Annotated in this window: 22 protein-coding genes; 20 read left to right on the top strand and 2 right to left on the bottom strand. The window is 48.0% G+C overall.

Translation table 11 applies throughout. From position 1 onward, the window contains the following. Positions 1 to 43: 43 nt before the first annotated feature. Positions 44 to 1,057 (bottom strand): phospholipase C/P1 nuclease family protein, encoded by a 1,014-nt coding sequence (locus HA050_RS16295; protein ID WP_166828403.1) that lies wholly within the window; start codon positions 1,055 to 1,057, stop codon positions 44 to 46. Positions 1,058 to 1,348: 291 nt separating this feature from the next. Between HA050_RS16295 and HA050_RS16290 the strand changes: the two genes are divergently transcribed. After that, entirely contained in the window at positions 1,349 to 1,765 is a 417-nt protein-coding gene (locus HA050_RS16290) for a GNAT family N-acetyltransferase (protein WP_166828401.1), read from the top strand. Between the two features lie 14 nt (positions 1,766 to 1,779). On the opposite strand, the gene HA050_RS16285 is transcribed toward HA050_RS16290, so the two are convergent. Beyond that, positions 1,780 to 2,526, bottom strand: coding sequence for an SPOR domain-containing protein (locus tag HA050_RS16285; RefSeq protein WP_166828398.1), 747 nt, complete (start codon positions 2,524 to 2,526; stop codon positions 1,780 to 1,782). Between the two features lie 360 nt (positions 2,527 to 2,886). Here HA050_RS16285 and ndk point away from each other — a divergent pair, with 360 nt between their 5' ends. The 19 genes from ndk (at position 2,887) to oppB (ending at position 23,404) form a co-directional block, all read left to right on the top strand. Further along, a complete protein-coding gene (gene ndk, locus HA050_RS16280) occupies positions 2,887 to 3,312 on the top strand; it encodes a nucleoside-diphosphate kinase (RefSeq protein ID WP_099396948.1) in 426 nt (141 codons plus the stop codon). Between the two features lie 142 nt (positions 3,313 to 3,454). Then, entirely contained in the window at positions 3,455 to 4,612 is a 1,158-nt protein-coding gene (gene rlmN / locus HA050_RS16275) for a dual-specificity RNA methyltransferase RlmN (protein ID WP_166828396.1), read from the top strand. After that, a complete protein-coding gene (pilW, locus tag HA050_RS16270; protein WP_166828393.1) occupies positions 4,612 to 5,349 on the top strand; it encodes a type IV pilus biogenesis/stability protein PilW in 738 nt (245 codons plus the stop codon). Before rlmN ends, pilW begins: the two co-directional genes overlap by 1 nt. Before the next feature lie 13 nt (positions 5,350 to 5,362). After that, complete coding sequence (locus HA050_RS16265) at positions 5,363 to 6,253, top strand: helix-turn-helix domain-containing protein (protein ID WP_166828390.1); 891 nt, start codon at positions 5,363 to 5,365, stop codon at positions 6,251 to 6,253. Between the two features lie 23 nt (positions 6,254 to 6,276). Next, positions 6,277 to 7,554, top strand: a complete 1,278-nt coding sequence (gene ispG / locus HA050_RS16260; RefSeq protein WP_166828387.1) for a flavodoxin-dependent (E)-4-hydroxy-3-methylbut-2-enyl-diphosphate synthase — start codon at positions 6,277 to 6,279, stop codon at positions 7,552 to 7,554. A 188-nt stretch (positions 7,555 to 7,742) separates the two neighbouring features. Next, positions 7,743 to 9,023, top strand: a complete 1,281-nt coding sequence (gene hisS / locus HA050_RS16255) for a histidine--tRNA ligase (protein ID WP_166828384.1) — start codon at positions 7,743 to 7,745, stop codon at positions 9,021 to 9,023. Positions 9,024 to 9,026: 3 nt separating this feature from the next. Then, complete coding sequence (locus HA050_RS16250; RefSeq protein ID WP_166828381.1) at positions 9,027 to 9,659, top strand: YfgM family protein; 633 nt, start codon at positions 9,027 to 9,029, stop codon at positions 9,657 to 9,659. Next, positions 9,659 to 10,789, top strand: coding sequence for an outer membrane protein assembly factor BamB (gene bamB / locus HA050_RS16245; protein WP_166828378.1), 1,131 nt, complete (start codon positions 9,659 to 9,661; stop codon positions 10,787 to 10,789). Before HA050_RS16250 ends, bamB begins: the two co-directional genes overlap by 1 nt. Beyond that, positions 10,790 to 12,181: a ribosome biogenesis GTPase Der gene (gene der, locus HA050_RS16240; RefSeq protein WP_166828375.1), complete on the top strand. Its 1,392-nt coding sequence runs from the start codon at positions 10,790 to 10,792 to the stop codon at positions 12,179 to 12,181. It begins immediately after the preceding gene. A gap of 256 nt (positions 12,182 to 12,437) precedes the next feature. Further along, on the top strand, positions 12,438 to 12,707 hold the full coding sequence (gene hfq / locus HA050_RS16235; protein WP_166828372.1) for an RNA chaperone Hfq: 270 nt from the start codon (positions 12,438 to 12,440) through the stop codon (positions 12,705 to 12,707). Positions 12,708 to 12,842: 135 nt separating this feature from the next. After that, positions 12,843 to 13,967: a GTPase HflX gene (gene hflX, locus HA050_RS16230; RefSeq protein WP_115227151.1), complete on the top strand. Its 1,125-nt coding sequence runs from the start codon at positions 12,843 to 12,845 to the stop codon at positions 13,965 to 13,967. Further along, positions 13,954 to 15,117: an FtsH protease activity modulator HflK gene (hflK, locus tag HA050_RS16225; RefSeq protein WP_166828369.1), complete on the top strand. Its 1,164-nt coding sequence runs from the start codon at positions 13,954 to 13,956 to the stop codon at positions 15,115 to 15,117. The genes hflX and hflK overlap by 14 nt, the downstream gene beginning before the upstream one ends. Before the next feature lie 12 nt (positions 15,118 to 15,129). Further along, a complete protein-coding gene (gene hflC / locus HA050_RS16220) occupies positions 15,130 to 15,999 on the top strand; it encodes a protease modulator HflC (RefSeq protein ID WP_166828366.1) in 870 nt (289 codons plus the stop codon). Next, positions 15,996 to 16,181, top strand: coding sequence for a DUF2065 domain-containing protein (locus HA050_RS16215; RefSeq protein WP_166828363.1), 186 nt, complete (start codon positions 15,996 to 15,998; stop codon positions 16,179 to 16,181). Before hflC ends, HA050_RS16215 begins: the two co-directional genes overlap by 4 nt. A gap of 90 nt (positions 16,182 to 16,271) precedes the next feature. Beyond that, on the top strand, positions 16,272 to 17,432 hold the full coding sequence (locus tag HA050_RS16210; RefSeq protein ID WP_166828361.1) for an ATP phosphoribosyltransferase regulatory subunit: 1,161 nt from the start codon (positions 16,272 to 16,274) through the stop codon (positions 17,430 to 17,432). A gap of 102 nt (positions 17,433 to 17,534) precedes the next feature. Beyond that, positions 17,535 to 18,830 carry an adenylosuccinate synthase gene (locus tag HA050_RS16205; protein ID WP_166828358.1) on the top strand — a complete coding sequence of 432 codons (1,296 nt, stop codon included), beginning with the start codon at positions 17,535 to 17,537 and terminating at the stop codon, positions 18,828 to 18,830. Between the two features lie 758 nt (positions 18,831 to 19,588). Beyond that, entirely contained in the window at positions 19,589 to 20,617 is a 1,029-nt protein-coding gene (locus HA050_RS16200) for a porin (protein WP_166828356.1), read from the top strand. Positions 20,618 to 20,741: 124 nt separating this feature from the next. Then, complete coding sequence (locus tag HA050_RS16195; protein WP_166828353.1) at positions 20,742 to 22,349, top strand: peptide ABC transporter substrate-binding protein; 1,608 nt, start codon at positions 20,742 to 20,744, stop codon at positions 22,347 to 22,349. Between the two features lie 134 nt (positions 22,350 to 22,483). Next, positions 22,484 to 23,404 (top strand): oligopeptide ABC transporter permease OppB, encoded by a 921-nt coding sequence (oppB, locus tag HA050_RS16190; protein WP_099396930.1) that lies wholly within the window; start codon positions 22,484 to 22,486, stop codon positions 23,402 to 23,404. The last annotated feature ends 9 nt before the right edge of the window (positions 23,405 to 23,413 follow it).

Genomic DNA, 23,413 nt, shown 5'->3' with positions numbered 1-23,413 from the left:
CCATAGAACGCAACACGGCCGGGGCCGTGTTGCTGGTATTAAATTACTGAGCGAGGCGTTCTGCTGAGCGGTTTAAGATATGGACCACCATGGCAATGGCGTGCGGGATCATCTGCCTGGCGACGCGAACGCGGTCGCCATGATCGGTAGACGATAAAACAATGCCACCATTTTTATAAGAATAGGTGCCGCCCTCAGTAAGCAGCGTGCGGATATCGGTATCGGTGGCTTTAAGCGGGCTAAAGTCTTTTAAGGCGGCCGTAATCAGGGCAGGGTTATTCAGTTGTTCGGAGTCGTAATAATCCTTCACCCATGTCTCCCAGCCGGAATGGTTATTGGCCGAGGTGGTCCATGTATGGTGGGGTTGCAGCAGATCGGTGGTATGCATGACAAAGCCCAGTGTTTGCGCGCTGGGTTGGGCTAGAAATTGCTGCCACCAGTACTGTCCCAGGTTGTCGATGGGCTGAAAGGGCATGGTTTCAAAGTCGGCGTACATATTGGCCGATGAATTGCCACCCAGGCGGTAGTGCGCTTCAGTCAGCCCGTAGCTATTGTATTTAGAGCTGTCACCAAACCAGCCTTTTAAGCCGCCTGCGCCATCGTCGAGGTAATCACCAATTAACCAGGTTTTTGCCAGCTTGTCGATATCACCAGCTACGGTCAGCTTGGCGTAGTTGTAGCCGCCAAATTTATTGCCGTGCACATCGGGGCCGGAGGTGTGGTTTTGAAAGTGCCAGTAAGAGGTGTATTGCGCAATTTTTAGTGTGCTGTATACAGGTGAGATCTGACAGCTGCCGGTCGTGGCGCCACAGAGATAAGTGTCAGCAAAGTCATCCACATCGTAAGCGCCCTGGCCCACCGTTTCGGCAAACTGCTCCCAGGTAAAGCCTGCCTTGCTGATTCCTGCGGCTAATTTTTGATATTGATTGCTGCCGGGGTTGTTTTTAATAAAGGCCATGGCATCAAGAACGATGCGCTTGTGGGTGGTTTGATCCCAGGCTTGAGCAGGGGCGGATAAACAGCAAGCGAGGGCGAATGCGGTTAAAACAAATTTCATCTTTTGCTCCGTAACTGACTCAAGCGGACGTCATGGTGGTGGATTAGGGTGGGTCTGTAGCGGTGGCGCAGCGTAGCAAGCAATGATTACGTTTATTTGTAAGATTTATGACGAAATAAATTGGGTGTTTAATATCAGTGTAGAAGGGCGCAATGTGCATTGAACTGAGGGCTTACCCCAGGCTTGCAAAATAATTTATGCAATATAAATAAAAAGAGAGGAATGAATGACATTGCAGCTGATGCCACTGGCGGATGAGAATCTGCAGACTGCCAGGAATCAAGGCACGGCATGCCAGGGTTTGAAGCAGGGAGGCTGTGCCTTGTGGCTGAGCGTGCTGCTCAGATGCTGCAGGCGGGTGTGGCAGCGGCCTGGGCCAGGCCGTTTTATATATTGCGCCCAGGTGATTTACTTGCCGTGGGAAGTTGTGGTTTCAAGCAGGCACCGCAGCATAGACGGGTGGAAATTGGCTACGCTGTGCTGGCTGTGCATCAGGGGCAGGGCTTTGCAACGGCGGCGGTGGCAGCGCTGTTACGCCTTGCATTTTTAAGCGTGGAGGCGGACGAAGTACTGGCGCAAATTAATCCGGAAAATATCGCCTCGGTTTGCGTGGTGCAAAAGCTGGGTTTTGAGCGGGGAGCCTGGCTGATTGATGAAGATGGCGAGCCACTGGTGCAGTGGCTCGCCTCAGTATCTGGCTATAAATAAAGCGCGGTGCGGGGCTAATTGCTGCGCACAATGGGCTCTATACCCAGCCGTTTAAGCTTAGCGGCCGCAGCATCTGCGCTGGCTTTATCTTTAAACGGCCCAATTTGCACGCGGGTTTCGGTATAGGCAGGAATGCCGGCGGCTTTAAGCTGGCTGAGCAGTTTGTTCGCGTTTTGTGCCTGCAGAAAAACGCCGGCTTGTACGGTATAGCCGTCACGCGTGTGCTGTGCGGCAGGATAGGCGGCTTGTGGTGCCGCAGTGATCAGGGCTTGAGCAGGCTCAGCTGCGGCGGGCGGCGCAATAACGGGTGCGGGTGCTTTAACAGGAAGCGGGGTGGTTTGGATAACTGAGCTGGGTTTGCTGCCGGGCTCTGGTGGCACAGGCTCCAGCTTTAGTGTGGGTTTGTTGCCGGGGGCGGGGCTGGGTGTGGGAGGGCTTTTATGCGCAGCACCTGCAATCACGCCGGAATCTGAGCTGGATGCAATGGGTGTGCTGATGCTTAAAGCGCTGCTGGCTTCCACCGCTGCGCTGGCTGCCGGTGTTGGAAGCGCGATTTTTTCCGGTTTTGGTTCTGCTGCTGGCTGAACAATGGGCTCGGGCGTGCTGGCAGGGGGGGGCAGGTCTTTCTGACGATCCAGCCAGTTAATGCCAAAAAGAGCCAGTACAATTAATGTGGCGGCAATACCGAGCCGCCATGCTAATTGGACTTTTAATTTTCGTTGAGCTTCTTGCTGAAGGATTGGGTCGAGAGCGTCGTTCATTGGCCGATTTCACTTGGAGTTATTATTTGTGTTTACTCAATCGCTTTGCGGGTATTACAGGGCAGACGTGTTTTTTTATTGATATTGCCTCTGCCCGAATATTTAAGTTTTAACTTGCTTGCACGGAAGCGGATAGTTCATCAGCCGGTTTTGCCTGAATTTGTTATAATGTTCGGCTAATCCAATTTTTACCGGGTAAGGCAGAGTTGTCGAGACACTGTTTTACCTGCGGGCAATTGAATTTATGTATAAAAAATGGATCTGACTTCCGGTATAGCTTGCATGATTTGCAAGCAGGCTAGCCGAGTTTTTTATACGCTGCAAATATTTTGCTTATAAAACCACCCTCTGGAGAATTACATGGCTATCGAACGCACACTTTCAATCGTTAAACCTGATGCAGTTGCTAAAAACGTAATTGGTAAGATTTACGATCGTTTTGAATCAGCAGGCCTGAAGGTTGTTGCTGCAAAGATGAAACAACTGTCCCGCGCTGAAGCTGAAGGCTTCTACGCTGTACACGCTGCACGTCCTTTCTTTAACGATCTCGTGAACTTTATGATCTCCGGTCCTGTCATGATTCAGGCTCTGGAAGGCGAAGGCGCGATCCTGAAAAACCGTGATCTGATGGGCGCAACTAATCCTAAAGAAGCAGCTGCCGGCACAATCCGTGCTGATTTCGCTGATTCTATCGATGCAAATGCAGTGCACGGCTCTGATTCTGCTGAAAATGCAGCAATCGAAATCGCTTACTTCTTTGCTTCATCCGAAGTTTACAGCCGCTGATTAATTTAGCCCGCCAGGTCTGTTTTATGCCTGGCGGCTGGCTGGTGAGTAATGTGCTGAGCAGTAAGCTGCAAAGTAAATTGCTTGGCACATCTTGCAGCTGTAGTGGCTGGGTAGTGATTTTTATATTGGGTAGAAAGTAATGTCAGTTAATTTGTTGGACTATGATGCGGCGGGTTTGGCCGGCCTGATGGCGCAATATGGCGAGAAGCCGTTTCGTGCCAAGCAGCTGATGAAATGGATTCATCAGCGTGGTGAGCCGGATTTTGATGCAATGACCGATATCGCCAAATCGTTTCGGCAAAAACTGGCCTTGGACGCGGCCGTTACGCCACCTGCTTTGATGGCCGAGCAAATTGCCAAAGATGGCACGCGCAAGTGGCTGCTGGATGTGGGTACTGGTAATGGTGTTGAAGCGGTATTTATTCCTGAAGACGATCGCGGTACGCTTTGCGTATCCAGTCAGGTGGGATGCGCTTTAGATTGTAGTTTTTGCTCTACTGCCCGTCAGGGATTTAACCGTAATTTAAGTACTGCAGAAATTATTGGTCAGCTGTGGTGGGCCAATCGCCGTATGTCGCTGGATGCGTCACGCTTGGGTGATGCTGGCCTGGAAGACAACAGAAATGGTGATACCCGCATTGTGTCTAATGTGGTAATGATGGGCATGGGCGAGCCGCTGGCAAACTACGATAATGTGGTTGCTGCCATGAAGCTGATGCTCGATGACAATGCTTACGGTTTATCCCGCCGCCGCGTAACGCTTTCAACCTCGGGTATTGTGCCTGCGATGGATCGCCTGCGTGAAGATTGTCCGGTCGCATTAGCGGTGTCCTTACACGCGCCTAATGATAGAATCCGTGATGATATTGTTCCGATCAATAAAAAGTATCCGCTGAGCCAGTTATTGGCAGCGTGTACACGTTATTTGGAAAAAGCGCCGCGTGATTTTATTACCTTCGAATATGTGATGCTTGATGGTATTAATGACAGCGTAGAAAACGCGCGTGAGCTGGTTGCACTGGTGCGTGATGTGCCTTGTAAATTTAATTTGATTCCGTTTAATCCATTCCCCAATTCGGGCTATAAGCGCTCGCAGCGGGATGCAATTATGCGGTTTCGTGATATTTTGATTAACGCGGGTTATGTGGCCACCGTGCGTAAAACACGGGGCGACGATATTGATGCTGCCTGTGGTCAGCTTGCCGGGCAGGTATTGGATAAGACCCGCCGCGTTGAAAAGCGCCTGGCAGGTGATGCCCAGGCCATTATTTTCCACCCTCAAAATGGCGATCTCTGATGAAATTACCCGTGTTCGTAATGACGGCCGCTCTGCTTGTAACTTCTTTTGCAGGTGCTGCAGAAGGTGAGGAAGACAGAGCCTCTTTGCGAACGCAATTGGGTGCAGAGTATTTAAAACGGGGGCAGTACGCAGTAGCGCTTGATGAGGTGAATAAAGCCCTTGCTGTCAATGCTTCTTATGCCCCCGCTCATAATGTTATGGCCCTGATTCATGCTGAATTGGGTGAAGACGAGGCAGCAAGACAATCTTTTGCCCGTGCAGTGCAGTTATCGCCTAATGATGCGGATATCAATCATAACTATGGCTGGTATCTGTGCCAGAAAGGGCAGTATGCAGAAGGAATACAGCTTCTTTTAGCAACTCAAAAAAATGCGCTTTACAGCACACCGGATAAATCCTTATTGGCCGCAGGGCAATGTGCATTAAAAAGTGGTGATGAAGCCAATGCGCGCATTTATTTTGAACGCGCATTACGCATCCGCCCGGATAATTTAGCAGCCAGAGCAAAGCTGGTTGAATACGGCATGCGCACGAAAGATTTGGCGCTGGCGAAACGGTATTATTCTGAACTGCAAAGGCTGGCCCCGGCCAGCGCAGAATTGCTTTGGCTGGGTATTCAGCTTGAGCATCAGGCAGGCAACAAAGAGTCAGAAAATAAACTGGCAGAGCAATTACGCAAGAAATTCCCCGATTCGCAAGAAATGGCCCGCCTATCCAGCGGTTCCTATGATTGATTAACGGACGTGTATGACCGAAATAATTGATTCCTCTTCAGCGCCACAGAGTGTTGTCCAGACTGCGGGTGCTGCTTTAAAGGCGCGCCGGCTTGAGTTGGGTTATTCACTTGATAAAGTATCGGCCCAGCTTAAGCTGACTCCCCGTCAAATTGAAGCGATAGAAAGCGAGCGTTTTGATGAATTGCCGGGCAATACTTTTGTCCGTGGTTTTGTGCGTAATTACGCCCGCTTCCTTGATTTGCCTATGGCCCCGTTGTTGGCGCATTTAGAAACGTGCCTGCCTCAGGAAAGACAACAAGCTGCTTTGCCCCGCGTAAATGAAGATGCCTCGGTCTTGCTTGGGTCGGGCGGTAAGGCAAATACCTTTTTGCTGGGCGCAGTGGTAACCATTGGCGTAGCGGTTGGCGCTGCAGGCGTGGTTTGGTATTTGCAGCAGCCTGTTCAGCCTGAGCTCCTTGCCTCTGCTACTGCGACACTGCCCAAAGTGGTGGTGTTGGATGAAGCCAGTGAAGTAGCCGCTCAGTCAGCAAGTCAGACGGTCAGTTTGCAGGCAAGTGCTGTGGCAACTGAAACCGCCAGTGTGGCAAGTGCCGTGGCCATTGCCAAGCCAGCCGTTGCCAGTGCGCCTGTTGCAGCCCCTGCCAGTGCAGCGCAGGCGCTTGTGCCGGGTGAGCTGACTATTGCTGTGCAGCAGGATTCCTGGGTGCAGGTGCAAGACTCAACCGGAGCTAAATTAGTCAGCGAGCTGCTCAGGCCGGGAATGGCCAGAAGCGTGTCGGGTGTTCCGCCTTATCGTTTAAAAATCGGCAATGCGCCACATACCAAACTGACTTTCCGCAATCAAATTGTCGATTTAACCACTTATACCCGTGGCGATGTAGCGACGTTCGAGTTGAAATAAAACCCTTTTAGCTGAAGCAGAACATGACAACGATTTCAATCCCCCGCCGTAAAACACGCCAAGTTCAGGTTGGTAATGTATGGGTGGGCAGTGATCATCCGGTGGTGGTGCAATCCATGACCAATACTGATACTGCCGACGCCGCAGCAACAACACAGCAGGTTTATGAGCTGTGGAAGGCTGGCTCAGAGCTCGTGCGCATTACGGTTAACAGCCCTGAGGCGGCTGCTCAGGTGGCCACTATTCGCGCCAGCCTGGATGCCATGGGTTGCGATGTGCCGCTGGTGGGGGATTTTCATTTTAATGGTGACAGGCTGCTTCGCGATTATCCTGATTGCGCGCAGGCACTGGCCAAATACCGGATTAACCCGGGTAATGTGGGCAAGGGCAGTAAGCGCGATGAAAAATACGCGTTTATGATCGGGCAGGCTGTTAAATATAAAAAGCCGGTTCGTATCGGGGTCAATTGGGGATCTCTCGATCAGTCTGTCGTTGTGAAACTGATGGATGCCAATGCGAAGCTGGATAAGCCATTGCCTGCAGATGCGGTGATGCGCGAGGCTTTGATTGTATCGGCGCTGGAATCGGCAGATCAGGCGATCAGCTGGGGCCTGAGCCCGGATCAGATTTTATTGTCCTGCAAGGTATCGCATGTGCAGGATTTGATTTCGGTTTACCGTTCATTAGCCGCTCGTTGTGATTATCCATTGCATCTGGGGCTGACAGAGGCCGGCATGGGCTCGAAAGGGATTGTAGCTTCGACCGCAGCCTTGTCGGTGCTTTTGCAGGAAGGGATCGGCGATACAATTCGTATTTCTCTTACGCCAGAGCCGGGTGGTGATCGCTGTACAGAAATTGTTGTGGCGCAGGAAATTCTGCAAACCATGGGTTTGCGCTCGTTTACACCGCTGGTAACGGCGTGCCCCGGCTGTGGCCGCACTTCTTCTACTGTGTTTCAGGAATTAGCTTCCAGCATTCAGGCCTTCCTGCGTGAGCAAATGCCTGTGTGGCGCTTGCAATACCCTGGTGTGGCCGATATGACGGTAGCCGTTATGGGCTGTGTGGTGAATGGCCCGGGCGAATCCAAACTGGCTGATGTGGGGATTTCATTGCCAGGTACAGGCGAGATTCCTGTGTGCCCTGTTTATGTAGATGGTGAAAAAACCGTGACCCTGAAAGGGGATCAGATTAGCGAGTCTTTCCAGGCGATTGTGCTGGATTATGTGCAGACCCGTTATGGCGAAGGCGGTGCAAAGCGCCAGGAATTACGCCCCAAAGTTATTCCCCTGAAGGCGATTTAAGCCTGTATGGCTGAGGTCTGTTTTATTGTGCAGGCCAGAATAAAGAAGGATGAGTTGCTGGTCAAAACAGGAAGGATTAGAGGTTTGAGTGATAAGCGGGCAGGTGTGTCAGATTGCGCAGCCTTGTTTTGATCAGTTTCAGGTGATGTATTTTACATTTCAAGTAAACCATAATTAAGAAAAAATAAATGTCTAATCAAATCCAGGGTATCAGAGGCATGAACGATGTTCTGCCGGATGCGTCACCAGTATGGCTTTATTTTGAACAAGTAACGCGCGACTGGCTGGCGGCTTATGGCTATAAAAACATTCGTATGCCGATTGTTGAATCAACCCATTTATTTGTTCGTGGCGTGGGTGAGCATACTGACATTGTTGAAAAGGAAATGTATTCCTTTGAAGACAAGCTTAATGGTGAGAAGCTGACATTACGTCCGGAAGGGACTGCAGGCTGCGTACGCTCTTGCATTGAGCATGGTCTGCTTTACAATCAAACCCAGCGCCTTTGGTATATGGGCCCGATGTATCGTCATGAACGCCCGCAAAAAGGCCGTTACCGCCAGTTTCATCAGATCGGTGTAGAAGCTTTTGGCATGGCTACCCCTGATGTGGACGCTGAAATTGTGCTGATGCTGGCCGATCTTTGGCAGCGCCTTGGCTTGAAAAATGTCAGCCTGGAAATCAACTCTCTGGGTGATAAAGAAGAGCGTGCTGCGCATCGCGAAGCGCTGATCCGCTATCTGGAGCAGTTTGTTGATATTCTGGATGAAGATGGTAAGCGCCGTCTTTATTCAAATCCGTTGCGTGTTCTGGATACAAAAAATCCTGCTTTGCAGGAAATGGCTGAAAATGCGCCAAAATTGAGTGACTTTTTGGGTGAAGAATCAAGCCAGCACTTTGAGGGCTTGAAAGCTTTGCTTGATGTGGCTGGGATTAGCTATCGCGTTAATCCGCGGCTGGTGCGTGGTTTGGATTACTACAACCGTACTGTATTTGAGTGGGTTACTACTGATTTAGGCTCGCAAGGCACAATCGCGGGCGGTGGCCGTTACGATACCCTCGTTGAAATGCTCGGTGGTAAGCCTTGTCCTGCTGTTGGTTTTGGTCTGGGTATCGAGCGCATTCTGCTGCTGATTGAAGAGCAGGCGGTGGCTGTGCCTCTGGCAGCGCCTGATGCTTATATTGTTCATCTGGGCGATGCTGCAGGGCGGCTGGCTTTTGCGGCTGCGCAGCAGTTGCGCGCTGCAGGGCTGAAAGTGGTCCTGCATTGTGGTGGTGGTAGTTTTAAATCTCAGTTTAAAAAAGCCGATGCCAGTCAGGCGCGGTATGCTGTAGTCATTGGTGAAACAGAGGCAGAAACACAGTCTGCAAATCTTAAAACGCTTAATGGTGAGGGCGCGGGCGAACAACGCACGGTCGCCCTTGCTGAACTTGCAATGATTATCTCCAATACACACGAAGGGAAGTAAAACATGGCTTTCGATCTACAAGAACAAGAACAAATTGCGGAATTCAAAGCGTGGTGGGACAGTTGGGGTAAGTTGATTTCTTTGGGTTTGCTGGCTGCTCTGGTGGCCTATGCAGGCTGGAAGGGCTGGAATGCCTATCTTGCATCGCAATCTGCTAAAGCGGGTGTCATTTATGCAGAGCTTGATAAGCAGGCACAGGCTAAAGATCTTGCAAAAATGAAGCCTGCGGCCGAGCAGTTAAAGAAAGACTATTCAGGCACTGCTTTTGCGTCCCGCGGGGCCTTGCTTTTAGCTAAATCCAGTGCAGAAGCCAATGATGTGCCTGCTGCTGTGGCTCAGTTGCAGTGGGTGATTGCGAATGCGAAAGAGGCAGGCTTGCGTGACGTGGCCCGTTTGCGTCTGGCTGCAGTGCAGCTGGATCAGAAAAAATTTGATGACGCCCTGGCCACGCTGAAGTCAAACGAAGAAACAAGTTTTGCAGGTTTGTTTTTTGAAGCGAAAGGCGATGTATTACTGATTAAGGGTGATAAGGCTGCTGCCCGTGAATCATATAAACAAGCTGTGGCTAAGCTGCCAAAAGAAGCACCTAACGTGAAGTTTGTGGAAGTGAAACTGGAAGCCCTGGGGAATTCTTAATGCAAGATCTTTATCGCTTAGTTGTTGCTGTTTCTTTATTAGGCTTATCGGCTTGCAGTACGGTCAGCAATGCGCCAGAGCCATCACCCTTGCCGGTGATTTCACAAAGCTTGTCTGTTTCCAGCCAGTGGCGTGCTTCGGCTGGCGATAAAACATTGTTCCGTTTTGTGCCAGCGGTGGATGGTGATTTGATCGTTGTCGCGGGTTCTCCTGATAAGCTGCAGGCGCTTGATGCCGCCAGTGGTAAAAGCCGCTGGCAAATCAAAACTGAGCAGGAGATTGCAGGTGGAGTAGGGTTGGGTGGCGATGTTATTGCCGTTGGCTCGGTAAAGGGTGTCGTCTTAGCGTATGATCGCGGCGGAAAGTTTCTTTGGCGTACGCAGGCATCGAGCGAAATCATGGCTCCGCCAGCTGTTGCCAAAGGGATTGTTGTGGTTAAAACCGGCGATGGCCGGGTAAGTGCATATGCTGCAGCCGACGGAAAACAACTGTGGCAATATCAAAAACAACTGCCTGCCTTGATTTTGCGTAATTATGCTGCCGCCACTATTTCTGGCAATGTGGTTTATGCTGGTTTATCAGGCGGGCGTTTGGTGGCTTTGTCACTGCAGGATGGCCGCGTGTTATGGGATAGCCCTGTTGCTATTCCGCGCGGTGCCACTGAGCTTGAACGGGTGACTGATGTGGTGGCTCCGCCTGTTGTTGATGGGCGCTTAGTGTGTGCCGTTGCTTATCAGGGACGTGTTGCGTGTTTCGATGCGGTGAGCGGCAGCGCGGCCTGGACGCGTGAACTATCCAGCTGGTCAGGTTTGGCTATGGATTATCGCTATGTTTATGCGGTAGATGCAGCGGGAAATGTGAACGCTTTCGAGCGTGAAAGTGGCCGTAGTGTCTGGCGTCAGGACAAACTGGCCGCCCGCTCAGTGACTGCTCCGGCAGTATTGGGTAAGTATCTGGTTGTGGCTGATTTTGCAGGCTACACCCACTTTTTAAATACAGAAGACGGCAGCTTTGCCGCGCAGCAGGCTACAGATGGTGCGCGCATTGCGGTTAGTCCTTTAGTGGTTGGAGAGCATTTGCTGGTGCAAACGCTATCCGGCAATGTTTTTTCAATAGGCTTAAGTAAATAAATGAAACCTACAATTGCGCTGGTTGGTCGTCCCAACGTCGGTAAATCCACGCTCTTTAACCGACTGACCAAATCGCGCGACGCTCTTGTTCACGATATTCCCGGCCTGACGCGTGACCGTCACTACGGACACGGTCTGGTCGGTGAGAAGCCTTACCTGGTAGTTGATACTGGCGGTTTTGAGCCCGTTGTCGATGAAGGCATTATGTTTGAAATGGCAAGGCAAACCTTGCAGGCCGTTGACGAAGCAGATTGCATTGTTTTTATTGTGGATGGCCGTAATGGGATTACTCCGCAAGATAAGATTATTGCAAATCGTTTACGTCAGTCGACTTGCCCTGTTTGGGTTGCGGTAAACAAAGTTGAAGGGATGAATGCATCGGTTGTATGTGCGGACTTCTTTGAGCTGGGTTTAGGCCATCCCGTGGCGATTTCTGCGTCGCATGGTGAAGGTGTGCGTCTGCTGTTTAATGAGATTCTGGAAGACTTTCCGGAGCCTGAAGAAGAAGAAGACGCGGATCACCCTAAATTTGCCGTTATTGGTCGCCCTAATGTAGGTAAATCTACATTGGTAAATGCGATTTTAGGTGAAGAGCGGGTGATTGCGTTTGATCAGCCGGGCACAACGCGTGATTCGATTTATATTGAGTTTGATCGGAATGACCGTAATTACACGATTATTGATACGGCTGGTGTACGAAAGCGCGGCAAGGTGACTGATGTGATCGAGAAATTCTCGGTCATTAAAACCATGCAGGCGGTAGAAGATGCAAATGTGGCTGTGCTGGTGCTGGATGCAACGCAGGAAGTATCTGATCAGGATGCACGTATTGCCAGCTTCGTACTTGAGACTGGCCGGGCATTGGTTGTAGCCATAAATAAGTGGGAATCTGCTGATCAATTCCAGAAAGATATGATTAAGCGTGAAATCAGCCGGAAGCTGGGCTTTCTGGAATTTGCTAAATTCCATTATATTTCTGCATTGCAAGGGCAGGGGGTGGGTGAGTTGTTTGGCTCTATCGACCAGGCCTATGCTGCTGCAATGATTAAAATTCCTACGCCTAAGCTGATTCGCGGTCTGGAAATTGCGCTTGAGCGTCAGCAGCCGCCTATTGCCGGTAAAATCCGCCCTAAAATGCGTTATTGCCACCAGGGGGGCACTAATCCGCCTGTGGTGATTGTTCACGGCAATGCGCTGGAAAAAGTGCCGGACTCTTATTGGCGCTATCTTGAGCATCACTTTATGAAGATGTTCAATTTGCAAGGTACGCCATTGCGTGTGCAGTTTAAAAAGAACGTTAATCCGTTTGAGCAGAAAAAGCCAGCGGGTGCCAAGCCTATGCCTATGGCGCATCTGAAAGGTGCGAAACCAAAAAAATACGGTAAACGCTGATAAAGCTTGAAAGTATTTCGGAATTTTCACGCTTGGCATAGAATGCGTTTTGTACTATAACAGTCCGTCGAAATGCAAAGTAATGCGCTAAGACTGGGTCAAAAAATATTGAAATAACTGTGTTTTACTATAAAAAGACCTGTTTTTTAGCATTTTTTACTATGGCCTCGGTGCTGATTTTGCTTTTCAATGGACTGACAAGCGTAAGACCCATCTGTCTCTATCAAGATATAACAAGAATTTGGAGAAAAATATAATGAGCACCAAGGGGCAAATGTTGCAAGACCCATTCTTGAATGTACTGCGTAAAGAGCATGTGCCTGTTTACATTTATCTTGTAAACGGGATTAAGTTGCAGGGGCAAATTGAGTCTTTTGACCAGTACGTTGTTTTGCTGCGTAATAATGTGACGCAGATGGTTTATAAGCACGCAATTTCGACTGTAGTGCCTTCACGTCCGGTATCTATTCCGCATGAGCATGCAGGTCAGTTACCTTCTGTGACTGATGTTGTGCTTGATGCCTGAGGATCTGCTGATCTCATTGAAATGGCTTCAGTAAAAGCAGTACGGTTTAAAAACCCCGATGGACTGGGTCTTTCGGGGTTTTTTGTGTTGGGCTAAAACAGCTTTGCACGGTATTTGTTGATTAAAAGGTCATGCATGTTTGAACGCCATAAGGGTGGAGACAGAGCCGTCTTGGTTTGCCTTGATTTTGGTGAGGTGGATTATCAGGATGGAGTGGAAGAGTTTGTTCAGCTGGTAGAAAGTGCAGGGGCCCAAATTCTTGCAACGGTTGAGGGTAAGCGCAGCCGGCCTGATCGTGCCTACTTTGCGGGTACAGGCAAGGTGCAGGAAATTGCTGAAGTGGTACGGGTTCATGAGGCGGAACTGGTTATTTTTAACCATCAGCTTTCACCATCGCAAGAGCGCAATTTAGAAAAGGTTTTACAGTGCCGGGTTGTGGATCGCACGACGCTGATTTTAGATATTTTTGCACAGCGTGCACGGACTGCAGAAGGCAAATTGCAGGTGGAATTAGCGCAACTGTCGCATATTTCTACACGCTTGATTCGCGGCTGGACTCACCTTGAAAGGCAAAAAGGCGGGATCGGGATGCGGGGGCCGGGTGAATCGCAGCTTGAAACAGATCGCCGCTTATTGGGCGGGCGTGTTAAACGGCTGAAGGATCAGCTGGCGACAGTGCAAAAGCAGCGGGCAACACAGCGCCGTTCGCGTGAGCGCAACAGGCAGTTTAGTGTTGCAATTGTGGGCTATACCAATGCGGGTAAATCGTCCTTATTTAATGCATTAACTAAATCAAAAATTTATGTTGCAGATCAGTTGTTTGCAACTTTAGATACAACATCAAGAAAGTTGTTTCTTGATCCTGAGCATTCGATTGTATTGTCGGATACGGTTGGTTTTATTCGCCAATTGCCCCACACTTTAGTTGCCGCATTTCATGCTACTTTAGAAGAAACGATTCAGGCCGATTTACTTTTGCATGTGGTGGATATCAATCATCCATTACGCGATATGCAAATTATCGAGGTGAATAAAGTATTAAGTGAGATTGGTGCGGAACGTATTCCACAATTGATGGTCAATAATAAGATTGATCTGCGCGACATGCCTCCGAGTGTTGATCACGACGAGTATGGTAGAATTTGCGCTGTGCGTTTGAGTGCTACCCAAGGGACAGGGCTCGATGCACTTCGCGCCGCGCTGCTTGAGGCTTTAAGCCATCCACTAAAAACAGCTGAGTTAACTAATGAGTCAAAATGACCCGCAATGGGGTGGTCGCCGTAATGGCCCGCCTGATCTGGATGAAATTATTCGTAATATCACTGGCAAAATATCCCGCCTTTTAGGTGGCGATGGTGCGCCTCCAAACGGAGGAAGCAGCCGGGGCGGCGCTGGTGCTGCTGTGGTTGTTGCCGTCGCAGTTGCTGTGCTGTGGGCGGCATCTGGCTTTTATGTTGTTGATGAGCGCGAAAATGCCGTCATTATGCGTTTTGGCCGCTATGTGGAAACGGTTGAAAAGCCGGGTTTGCATTGGCATTTACCGTGGCCGGTAGAATCACGTGAAATCGTGAATATGACTGAAATTCGCAGTCTGGAAGTAGGCAGTCCAGGTGGCGAAGGCCGTGCGGGTGATGAATCCATGATGCTTACCGGGGATCAGAATATCCTCGAAGTGCGTCTGGAAGTGCAATACAACCTCAAATCTGCGCATGACTTTGTATTCTTTAACCGCACAACTGATCGTGATGCTAAAGACTTGGTTAAGCAGATTGCACAAACTGCGATTCGTGAAGTCGTAGGTAAGAATAAAGTCGATTACGTGCTGAATGAAGGGCGCGGCAAGATTGGTGAAGATACCAAGGAAATCGTGCAAAGCCTGCTTGACCGCTACGGCGTGGGCGTTGCGGTGTCTCGTGTCAATATCTCGGATGTACAGCCGCCAGATCAGGTTCAGGCTGCTTTCTCTGATGCAGTTAAAGCGCGTCAGGATAAGGCACGGCTGATTAACGAAGGTACGGCTTACGCAAATGATGTTATTCCGAAAGCGGGCGGTATGGCTGCGCGTCTTTCCGAAGAATCAGAGGGTTATCGCTCCCGCGTTGTATCACAAGCAGAAGGGGATGCGTCCCGCTTTAAACAGGTAGCTGCAGAATATGCAAAAGCGCCGCAAGTGACGCGTGACCGGATGTACTTTGACACGATGCAACAGGTTTTCCAGAACACAACCAAGTTGTTGATCGATCAGAAATCGAATGGCAATTTGCTTTATCTGCCTTTGGATAAATTGATGCAAATGACTTCACCAGCGGCTGCACCTGCTCCCGCTGCAGAGGCCGCAAAAGTGGCTGAGCCTGCTGCCGATGCAGCTGTTAATCGTAACGTTCGCGCTACTGTGCGCGATGGCCGCTAAGGGGAGAGCAATATGAATCGAATTCTTTCTACTTTAGCCTTGGTTCTGTTGGCTTTATTTGTTTTATCTGCTTCGTTTTTTACGGTGGATCAGCGTCAGTACGCCGTGGTGTTTCAGTTCTCTGAAGCGGTGCGCGTGATTAAAAATCCAGGTATTAATTTTAAAATACCTTTGCTCCAGGAAGTTCGCTACTTTGATAAGCGCATTTTAACGATTGATGAAGAAACGCCTGCGCGTATTCAGACCATCGAAAAAATGAACGTAAAAGTAGACAGCTTTATTAAATGGAAAATCATCGACGTAGAGAAGTATTACAAAGCCGTGGGTGTGGATCAGCGTAAAGCGGTTGAGCGCTTACGCAATACGGTAAACAATATGCTGCGCGATGAGTTTGGTAAGCGTACCGTACAGGATGTGATTTCCGGCAAGCGCGATGAAGTCATGGAAACAGTGCGTAAAGTGGCTGATGCAGATGCCGGACGGATTGGTGTGCAAGTGATCGATGTGCGCATTAAGCGCGTTGAGCTTGAAGACAGTACGCTTAACTCTGTTTATGAGCGTATGCAGTCTGAACGTAAGGCTGTTGCTAATCAGATGCGTGCAGAAGGCTCCGCAGAAGCTGAAAAAATTAAGGCCGATGCAGATCGCCAGCGTGAAGTGACTTTGGCAAATGCGTACAATAAGGCCCAGCAAATTAAGGGTGAGGGTGATGCAAAGGCGGCAGCTATTTATGGTGAAGCCTACGGTCGTAATCCAGAGTTCTATGCGTTTTATAAGAGCATGGATGCTTATAAGCAAAGTTTTGCGAAGAAGAGCGATGTGATGGTGGTGGATCCTAGCTCTGAATTCTTCAAATATATGAAAAACCCTAAAGCGAAGTGATTGATTCTTTGCTTGCAGCCTTTGCACTGATGCTGATTTTTGAAGGAATCATGCCTTTTGCGTTTCCTTCTGTATGGCGTAGTACAATGCAGAAAATGGCAGAGTTGGACGACTTTAAAATTCGTTTAATTGGTTTGGGGTGTTTGTTCGCAGGTTTAGTGCTGGCCTTATTGTCCCGCTAGACTATCTCTTTAAGAAGTGTGTGCCCGCACTGTGCAATTTGCACAGGCGGGCCTTTGTTTGAAGGGCTTTGTTTTTTAAAGCAAATGACTATGCGCAACTGGATTCTCCCTGAGTATATTTCTGATGTTTTACCTTCCGAAGCCCGCCAAATAGAGGCTTTGCGTCGTAAAGTACTCGATCTTTTTGCTTGTTATGGCTACGAGCAGGTTGCACCTCCCCTGATCGAGTATGTGGAATCATTATTTACACAAGATGACAGTGCCCTTGATTTAAAAACATTCAAACTTGTGGATGAATTAACAGGCCGTCAGATGGGCTTGCGTGCAGATATCACGCCCCAGGTGGCTCGGATTGATGCGCATATTTTAAATCGCCAGGGTGTGGCGAGGCTTTGTTATGCAGGCTCAGTGGTGAATACCCGGCCGGAAGGGGTGTTGTCAACGCGTGAGCCGCGTCAGATCGGTGCTGAGATTTACGGTTGTGCCAGTGTTGCTGCGGATGTAGAGGCGATTGAGCTGATGTTTGAGAGCCTTTCTCTGGCAGGTTTGCAGTCGCCACGTTTAGATATTGGGCATATTGGTTTGTTTCATGCACTGGCGGATGAGGCTGGGCTTGCTGGAAATCGTCGTGCAGAAGTTTTTGCGGCTCTGCAGCAAAAAGATTTGCCGACCATTCGTGAAACAACGTCAGGTATTGCTGCTGAATTACAGGCCGCATTACTGCTGCTGCCTTCTTTTTATGGTGGCAGCGAGGTGCTTGCCCGTGCACGTGCTGAGCTTCCAGCGCTGCCAGGCATCAGCTCGGCACTTGATAGCCTTGATCAACTGACTGCTGCATTGAAATTGCGCGGTATTGTGGTGCACTTTGATTTAGCTGAATTACGCAGCTGCTATTATCATACGGGCCTTGTTTTTGCTGCTTACGCTCATGGATTTACCAATGCGGTAGCGCGTGGCGGGCGCTATGATAGTGTGGGTGAGAAGTTTGGCCGCTCCCGCCCTGCTACTGGTTTTAGTATGGATTTACGTGAGTTTTCGTCTTTGCCTTTTCCGTCTTTGCGCTCTGGTGTGTTGGCCCCGGCAGGAGATGATGTGGGCTTGCTTGCGGCAATTCGCTTGTTGCGCAATGCCGGTGAAATTGTCATGGTTGATTTGGGTGTAAATACATCCGAAGTGAGTGTTGACCGTGAGCTTAAATGGGCAGATGGTCAGTGGCAGGTATTGCCGCTGCCTGATGGTAATAGTGATTGATTCCCCGTGGCGCTTCTGTGATGGAGTGCGCCGCTTAGTGCATTACGTGGTACTCAGATATCGCGTGTTTTGGTTACGTTGGTTTTAATAGTGAGGTTTGGCATGAGCAGAAATGTGGTCGTGATTGGTACCCAGTGGGGTGACGAGGGTAAGGGCAAGATCGTTGACTGGTTAACCGATCACGCACAAGGCGTGGTTCGTTTTCAGGGCGGTCACAATGCCGGTCATACACTGTGGGTAGGCGGTAAAAAAACCGTTCTGCGTTTAATTCCGTCTGGCATCTTGCATGCAGGCAAGGCTTGTTTTATCGGCAATGGTGTGGTGATTTCACCAGAGGCACTGCTCAAAGAAATCGATGAGCTGGAGGTTGCGGGTATTGATGTTGCAAGCCGTTTGCGCATTTCAGAAGCTTGCCCGTTGATTTTGCCATATCACATTGCCATTGATCAGGCGCGTGAAGCGGCTAAAGGCGAGATGAAGATCGGTACAACTGGTCGTGGTATCGGCCCTGCGTACGAAGATAAAATCGCTCGCCGCTCAATTCGCTTGCAAGACCTGTATCACCCTGAGCGTTTTGCAGCCAAGCTGAAAGAAAACCTTGATTGGTACAACTTTGCCCTGAAGAACTACTTCAAGGCTGAAGAAGTCGATTTCCAGACGGTTTACGATGAAGCACTGGTTTACGCTGAGCGAATCAAGCCTATGCTGGGTGATGTTTCACGTACGCTTTACGATATGAATAAAGCGGGTCAGCCGTTGTTGTTTGAAGGTGCGCAGGGCACATTGCTTGATATCGATCATGGTACTTATCCATATGTGACTTCCAGCAATTGCGTGGCGGGTGCTGCATCAGCAGGTGCAGGCGTTGCGCCACAAATGTTGCAGTATGTTTTAGGTATTGTGAAGGCTTACACCACGCGCGTTGGTTCTGGCCCATTCCCTACTGAGTTGTTTGATGATGTAGGAGCGGGTCTTGCGTCGCGTGGCCATGAGTTTGGTTCTGTAACGGGTCGTGCCCGCCGCTGTGGCTGGTTTGATGCGGCAGCATTGAAGCGCTCTATTCAGATTAACGGCGTATCAGGCTTGTGTGTGACAAAACTGGACGTGATGGACAGTATTGAAACGATTAGTATTTGTACTGGTTACAAGCTGGATGGCGAAATTATCGACATCTTGCCGGTTGGTGCAGAGCAGATTGCACGTTGTGAGCCAATTTATGAGCAAATGCCGGGTTGGTCTGAGTCTACTTTTGGCGTTAAAAAGCTGGAAGATTTGCCTGCCAATGCCCGTGCTTATCTGAAGCGCATTGAGGAAGTGTGTGGTGCACCAGTGGATATTATTTCAACTGGCCCGGATCGTACAGAAACAATCGTATTACGTCATCCTTATAACGGCTGATACTTTTTGTGCTCATAAAAAAACCCGCTGATGCGGGTTTTTTTATGAGCCGCAGATAGATGATGAATTTTTTATAAAAATTTTTTCATAATAGTACTAAATTTGTATGCTTTCATGGTTTTATCTGGTGATGGATATGTTTTTTTATGGTATTTTGTTGCTTGATTTAATTTTAATGATTTGAATTGTTTTTTTGTTGTAAAAAAGACTCGATATTTGTCTAGGGGTTTTTTTGTATTTTTCGGTATTTTTTGTGATTATTTTTTCGATGCTGGACGTGTAAATCTGATTGGCGGTTTGTTTGATGTGTGGCATGTTTGTGCTTTATGGTGTTTTTAAATATTTTTTTCGCAGTTTGGGTGTGTTTGTAAATTATTTACTTGCTTGTCGGTAGATAAGCTGTGTCGTTCGTGCACTGTTTTGGTGCGGTTTTTGGCTTTTGCTGCAAGTGCGTGGTTTTACATTAAGTCAGTGTTAATGTGAATTGTTCCTTGTTGGCGGTGTAAGAAGCTGGGCTTTATTGTGCGTCGGGCTTGGTAGTGTTTTTCTTTTTCGCACTATTTTGGTGCGTATTAAATGAGGTGCCGTTTTTACAACTGGAAAACCAGGCTGTTTGCAATTAGTGGTTTCATTTTTAATTTTCTTTCTGGTGCGGAAAGCAGAAAGAGCGACGCTGCAGGGGCTAGTCATCAGGTAAAGAAAAAGCATATTGTTCTTTACACATATGGTGGTCTTATTGACCTTAAGGAGAATTAAAAATGACTGTTAAGAAAATTCTGGCTGTAGCAGTAGCAAGTTTATGTGTTGTTTCTTATGCCCAGGCAGACGTAACACTTTACGGTATTGCACAAAAATCGATTGATTACGGCAATTCTGTAAGCGGTACTGACGAAGCTAACAAATTCTCGCTTGAAGATATTGGCAGCCGTGTTGGCTTTAAGGGTACGGACAAACTGGATAATGGTTCTAATTTACTATGGAAAATTGAGTCAGATGTTGGTGGCAATTTTGGTACTCGTGAAGCGTGGATTGGTGTTGAAACAAAAGATCTTGGCACTGTGCGTTTTGGTCGAAGCAAAGGTGCTTATGACCTGCTGGTAGAAACTTTTGATCTGTTTGAAAGCAATACAACGCTGGCTAGCACCTTTAAGGACGCAACTTACCGCACACGTCATGAAAATGCTGCTTATTACACAACACCTACATGGGGTGGTTTTTCTGCCTCGGTAAATGCTGTGATTGATACCCGCGCTGATCTTGCCGGTAGCCAAAAAGGTTACGATGCTACTGCTAACTATACCCACAGTAAGTTTGCAATTTATGGCGGTGTTAATAGCTTGAAAAACCAAGCACGTACAAGTGAAACTGGTGGTACTTCGCTTAAGGGCGATGGCAAGATGACTTCATACTTGCTGGGCGCAAAAGTATTCCCAATTGAAGGTCTGCAAATTGGTGCGTTATATCAAAACACTAAGCAAGATATGCTTGCTGGTGGCGAGTTCAAGCGTGATAGCGCTATTGTAATGGCCCAATACGAAATCGGTAAGTGGGTTCCACGTGTTGGATATGTTTACCAGGGTGAAGGTAAGATTGGTGGCGCTAAGGCGGTTGCTAAGGCTAATCAGTTTGAAATCGGTACTGATTACAACCTGTCTAAATCATCCTTGTTGTACGTAGAAGGCTCAGTAATTCAGAATAAAGATGAAAATGCGTTTGAAACCAGCGTCAGCAAAGGCCTGACAAAAACACCTAAAGTAATCAGCGCAGGTATGATTCTTTTATTCTAAGTAGTCGTTTTATCTGATGTAACACGGGTTTAAGCCGTGTATCTTCATTTGAGCCACTTCTTCAGATCGAAGGAGTGGCTTATTTATCTTGCAATAATCGGGTATCGCCCTTTAAGGAGACACAATGAGCTGGACTATGAAATCAGTGACATTCGCGCTTTCACTTGCCTTAGGCGGAGCAGCATTCGCAGCAACTGTGCCTGCGGGCGTTAAGCTTAGCGACAAGCAAGAAATGATTCGTAATAATGGGTCCGAGGTAGAAACACTGGATCCTCATCTTGCTGAATCTGTTGGTGCGAATAACATTACCCGTGATTTGTTTGAAGGTTTAACCACCAGTGATAATGAAGGGCGCTTACAACCAGGTGTAGCTACAAGCTGGAAGCAAAAAGACCCAACGACTTGGGTATTTACTTTGCGTAAAGACGCTAAATTTTCTAATGGTGACCCGATTACAGCGGCTGATTTTGTATATGGCTGGCAACGTTTCCTTGATCCAAAAATTGCATCAACCTACGGCACGGTATATGGTATTTTTGTATTGAATGGCTTAGAAATTGCAGAAGGCAAAAAAGCGCCTGGTACTTTGGGTGTTAAGGCCATTGATAAATATACCCTGGAAGTAAAAACACCTAATCCAATTGCTTATTTGCCAAGTGTATTAGCTAATTCGCAATTTGCGCCTGTACATAAAGCCACGGTGGATAAGTTTGGTAAAGACTGGACCAAGCCGGGCAATATGGTTGGCAATGGTGCTTATGTATTAAAAGATTGGAAAGTGAACAGCAAAATTGTGCTGGAAAAAAATGCCCAATACTGGGATGCAAAAAATGTACAGCTGACACGTGTAACCTATTTGCCTGTTGAAGCGGGCAATGCAGAATTAAAACTCTATCAGTCAGGCGATAACGACTTTGTTTACCAATTGCCTGCAGGTCAGTACGAAAAGCTGAAAAAAGATTTCCCTAAGGAAATCCAGAATGGCCCTATCCTGGGTTTGCGTTATTATTCTTTAAATAATAAAGATCCAATGATGAAAGATGTGCGCGTGCGTAAAGCGCTGTCTATGGTATTGGATCGCGATATTCTCGCACAAAAAGTAACGGTTGATGGCCAGATTCCTGCGTATGGCGTGACGATTAAAGGCCTTGAAGGTGCTGATGTAACCACTTATGACTGGGTCAAGTGGCCAATGGCAAAACGAGTGGAAGAAGCTAAAAAATTACTGGCTGAAGCAGGCGTTAAACCAGGCACAAAAATTAAATTTACTTATAACACCGATGATTACCATAAGAAAATGGCTTTGTTTGCCTCTTCTGAGTGGAAAACCAAGCTTGGCCTGGATACTGAATTAGACAGCCTCGAATTTAAAGTGCTTTTAAAGAAACGCCACGATGGTGATTTCCAAATCGCACGTAATGGCTGGCTGGCTGATTACAATGATGCCACAACTTTCCTTACTTTAGTTCAGTGTGGTTCTTCACAAAATGATAATGCAAACTGCAATACGAAAGCAGAGGAATTAATTAAACAGGGTAATGAGCAGCAGGATGTGGCAAAACGTAAAGCATTGCTGACTCAGGCTGCAAAAATGATTATGGATGATTATCCAATGATTCCATTATTGCAATATACCCTGCCACGCCTGGTTAAATCTTATGTGGGTGGCTATTCAACCAAGAACCCGGTTGATCGTTATCTGAGCAAAGAGTTTTATATTATTAAGCATTAAGATTTAAATTTGTGATGCGTTGCCGCTTTGGGCTATAGCTCAAAGCGGCGTTGTTTTGTCTGTGTAGCGCAGCCAGAGAGCGGCTCACACTGAAAGCAGTTTGATTAAACATAAGAACCAGGGAAGGAATGCCGATGTGGGCTTATACATTCCGCCGAATTTTGGCGACGATACCTACAATGCTGGCAGTAATTACTATCTGCTATTTATTGCTGCATTTAACACCAGGCGGCCCGTTTGATACCGAGCGCAAGGTGTCTGAAGCTGTTTTGGCTAATTTACAAGCTAAATACCATTTGGATTTGCCGCTTTGGCAGCAATATTTATATTACCTGAAAGGTTTATTGCACGGTGATTTAGGTGCGTCTTTTCGCTATGCCGACTGGAGTGTTAATGATCTGGTTGCTGCGGCTTTGCCTGTATCCCTGACAATTGGTGGCGGGGCCATTTTATTGTCAATAATTATTGGTGTCGGCTTGGGTATTACCGCTGCACTTAAGCAAAATAGTTTTATTGATTATTTTGTGATGCTGATTGGTAATATTGGCAGCACAATCCCTTCTTTTGTATTAGGGCCGGTATTAATTCTGATATTTGCTATCTGGGTTCCGATTTTACCTGCTGGCGGCTGGGATGAATTCAATCTTCGCTTTATTGTTTTACCCCTTTCCCTGCTGACTTTTATTAATGTTTCGACCATTGCGCGAGTGATGCGTGGCAGCTTAATTGAAGTGATGAGCAGCAATTTTATTCGTACAGCACGCGCTAAGGGCCTGCCTTTAAAAACGATTGTGTTTCGTCACGCCTTAAAGCCGGCATTATTGCCTGTTGTATCTGTATTAGGCCCATTGGCTATTTCATCCATTACTGCGGCGGTTGTCACTGAATCGGTGTTTTCTTTGCCCGGTATTGGTAAGTTAATTGTGAATGGTGCAAGTAATCGTGACTACACCCTTGTATTAGGGCTGGTTGTATTGGTGACTGTGGTTGCTGTATTGCTTAATTTATTAGTCGATTTAGCCTACGCGCTGCTCGATCCTAAAATTCGTTACTAACAGGCGGGG

The organism is Iodobacter violaceini (assembly GCF_011601265.1).
GTDB classification, from domain to species: domain Bacteria; phylum Pseudomonadota; class Gammaproteobacteria; order Burkholderiales; family Chitinibacteraceae; genus Iodobacter; species Iodobacter violaceini.
The sequence above is the reverse complement of the archived record's forward strand: the minus strand, read 5'-3'. Positions and strand labels throughout refer to the sequence as shown.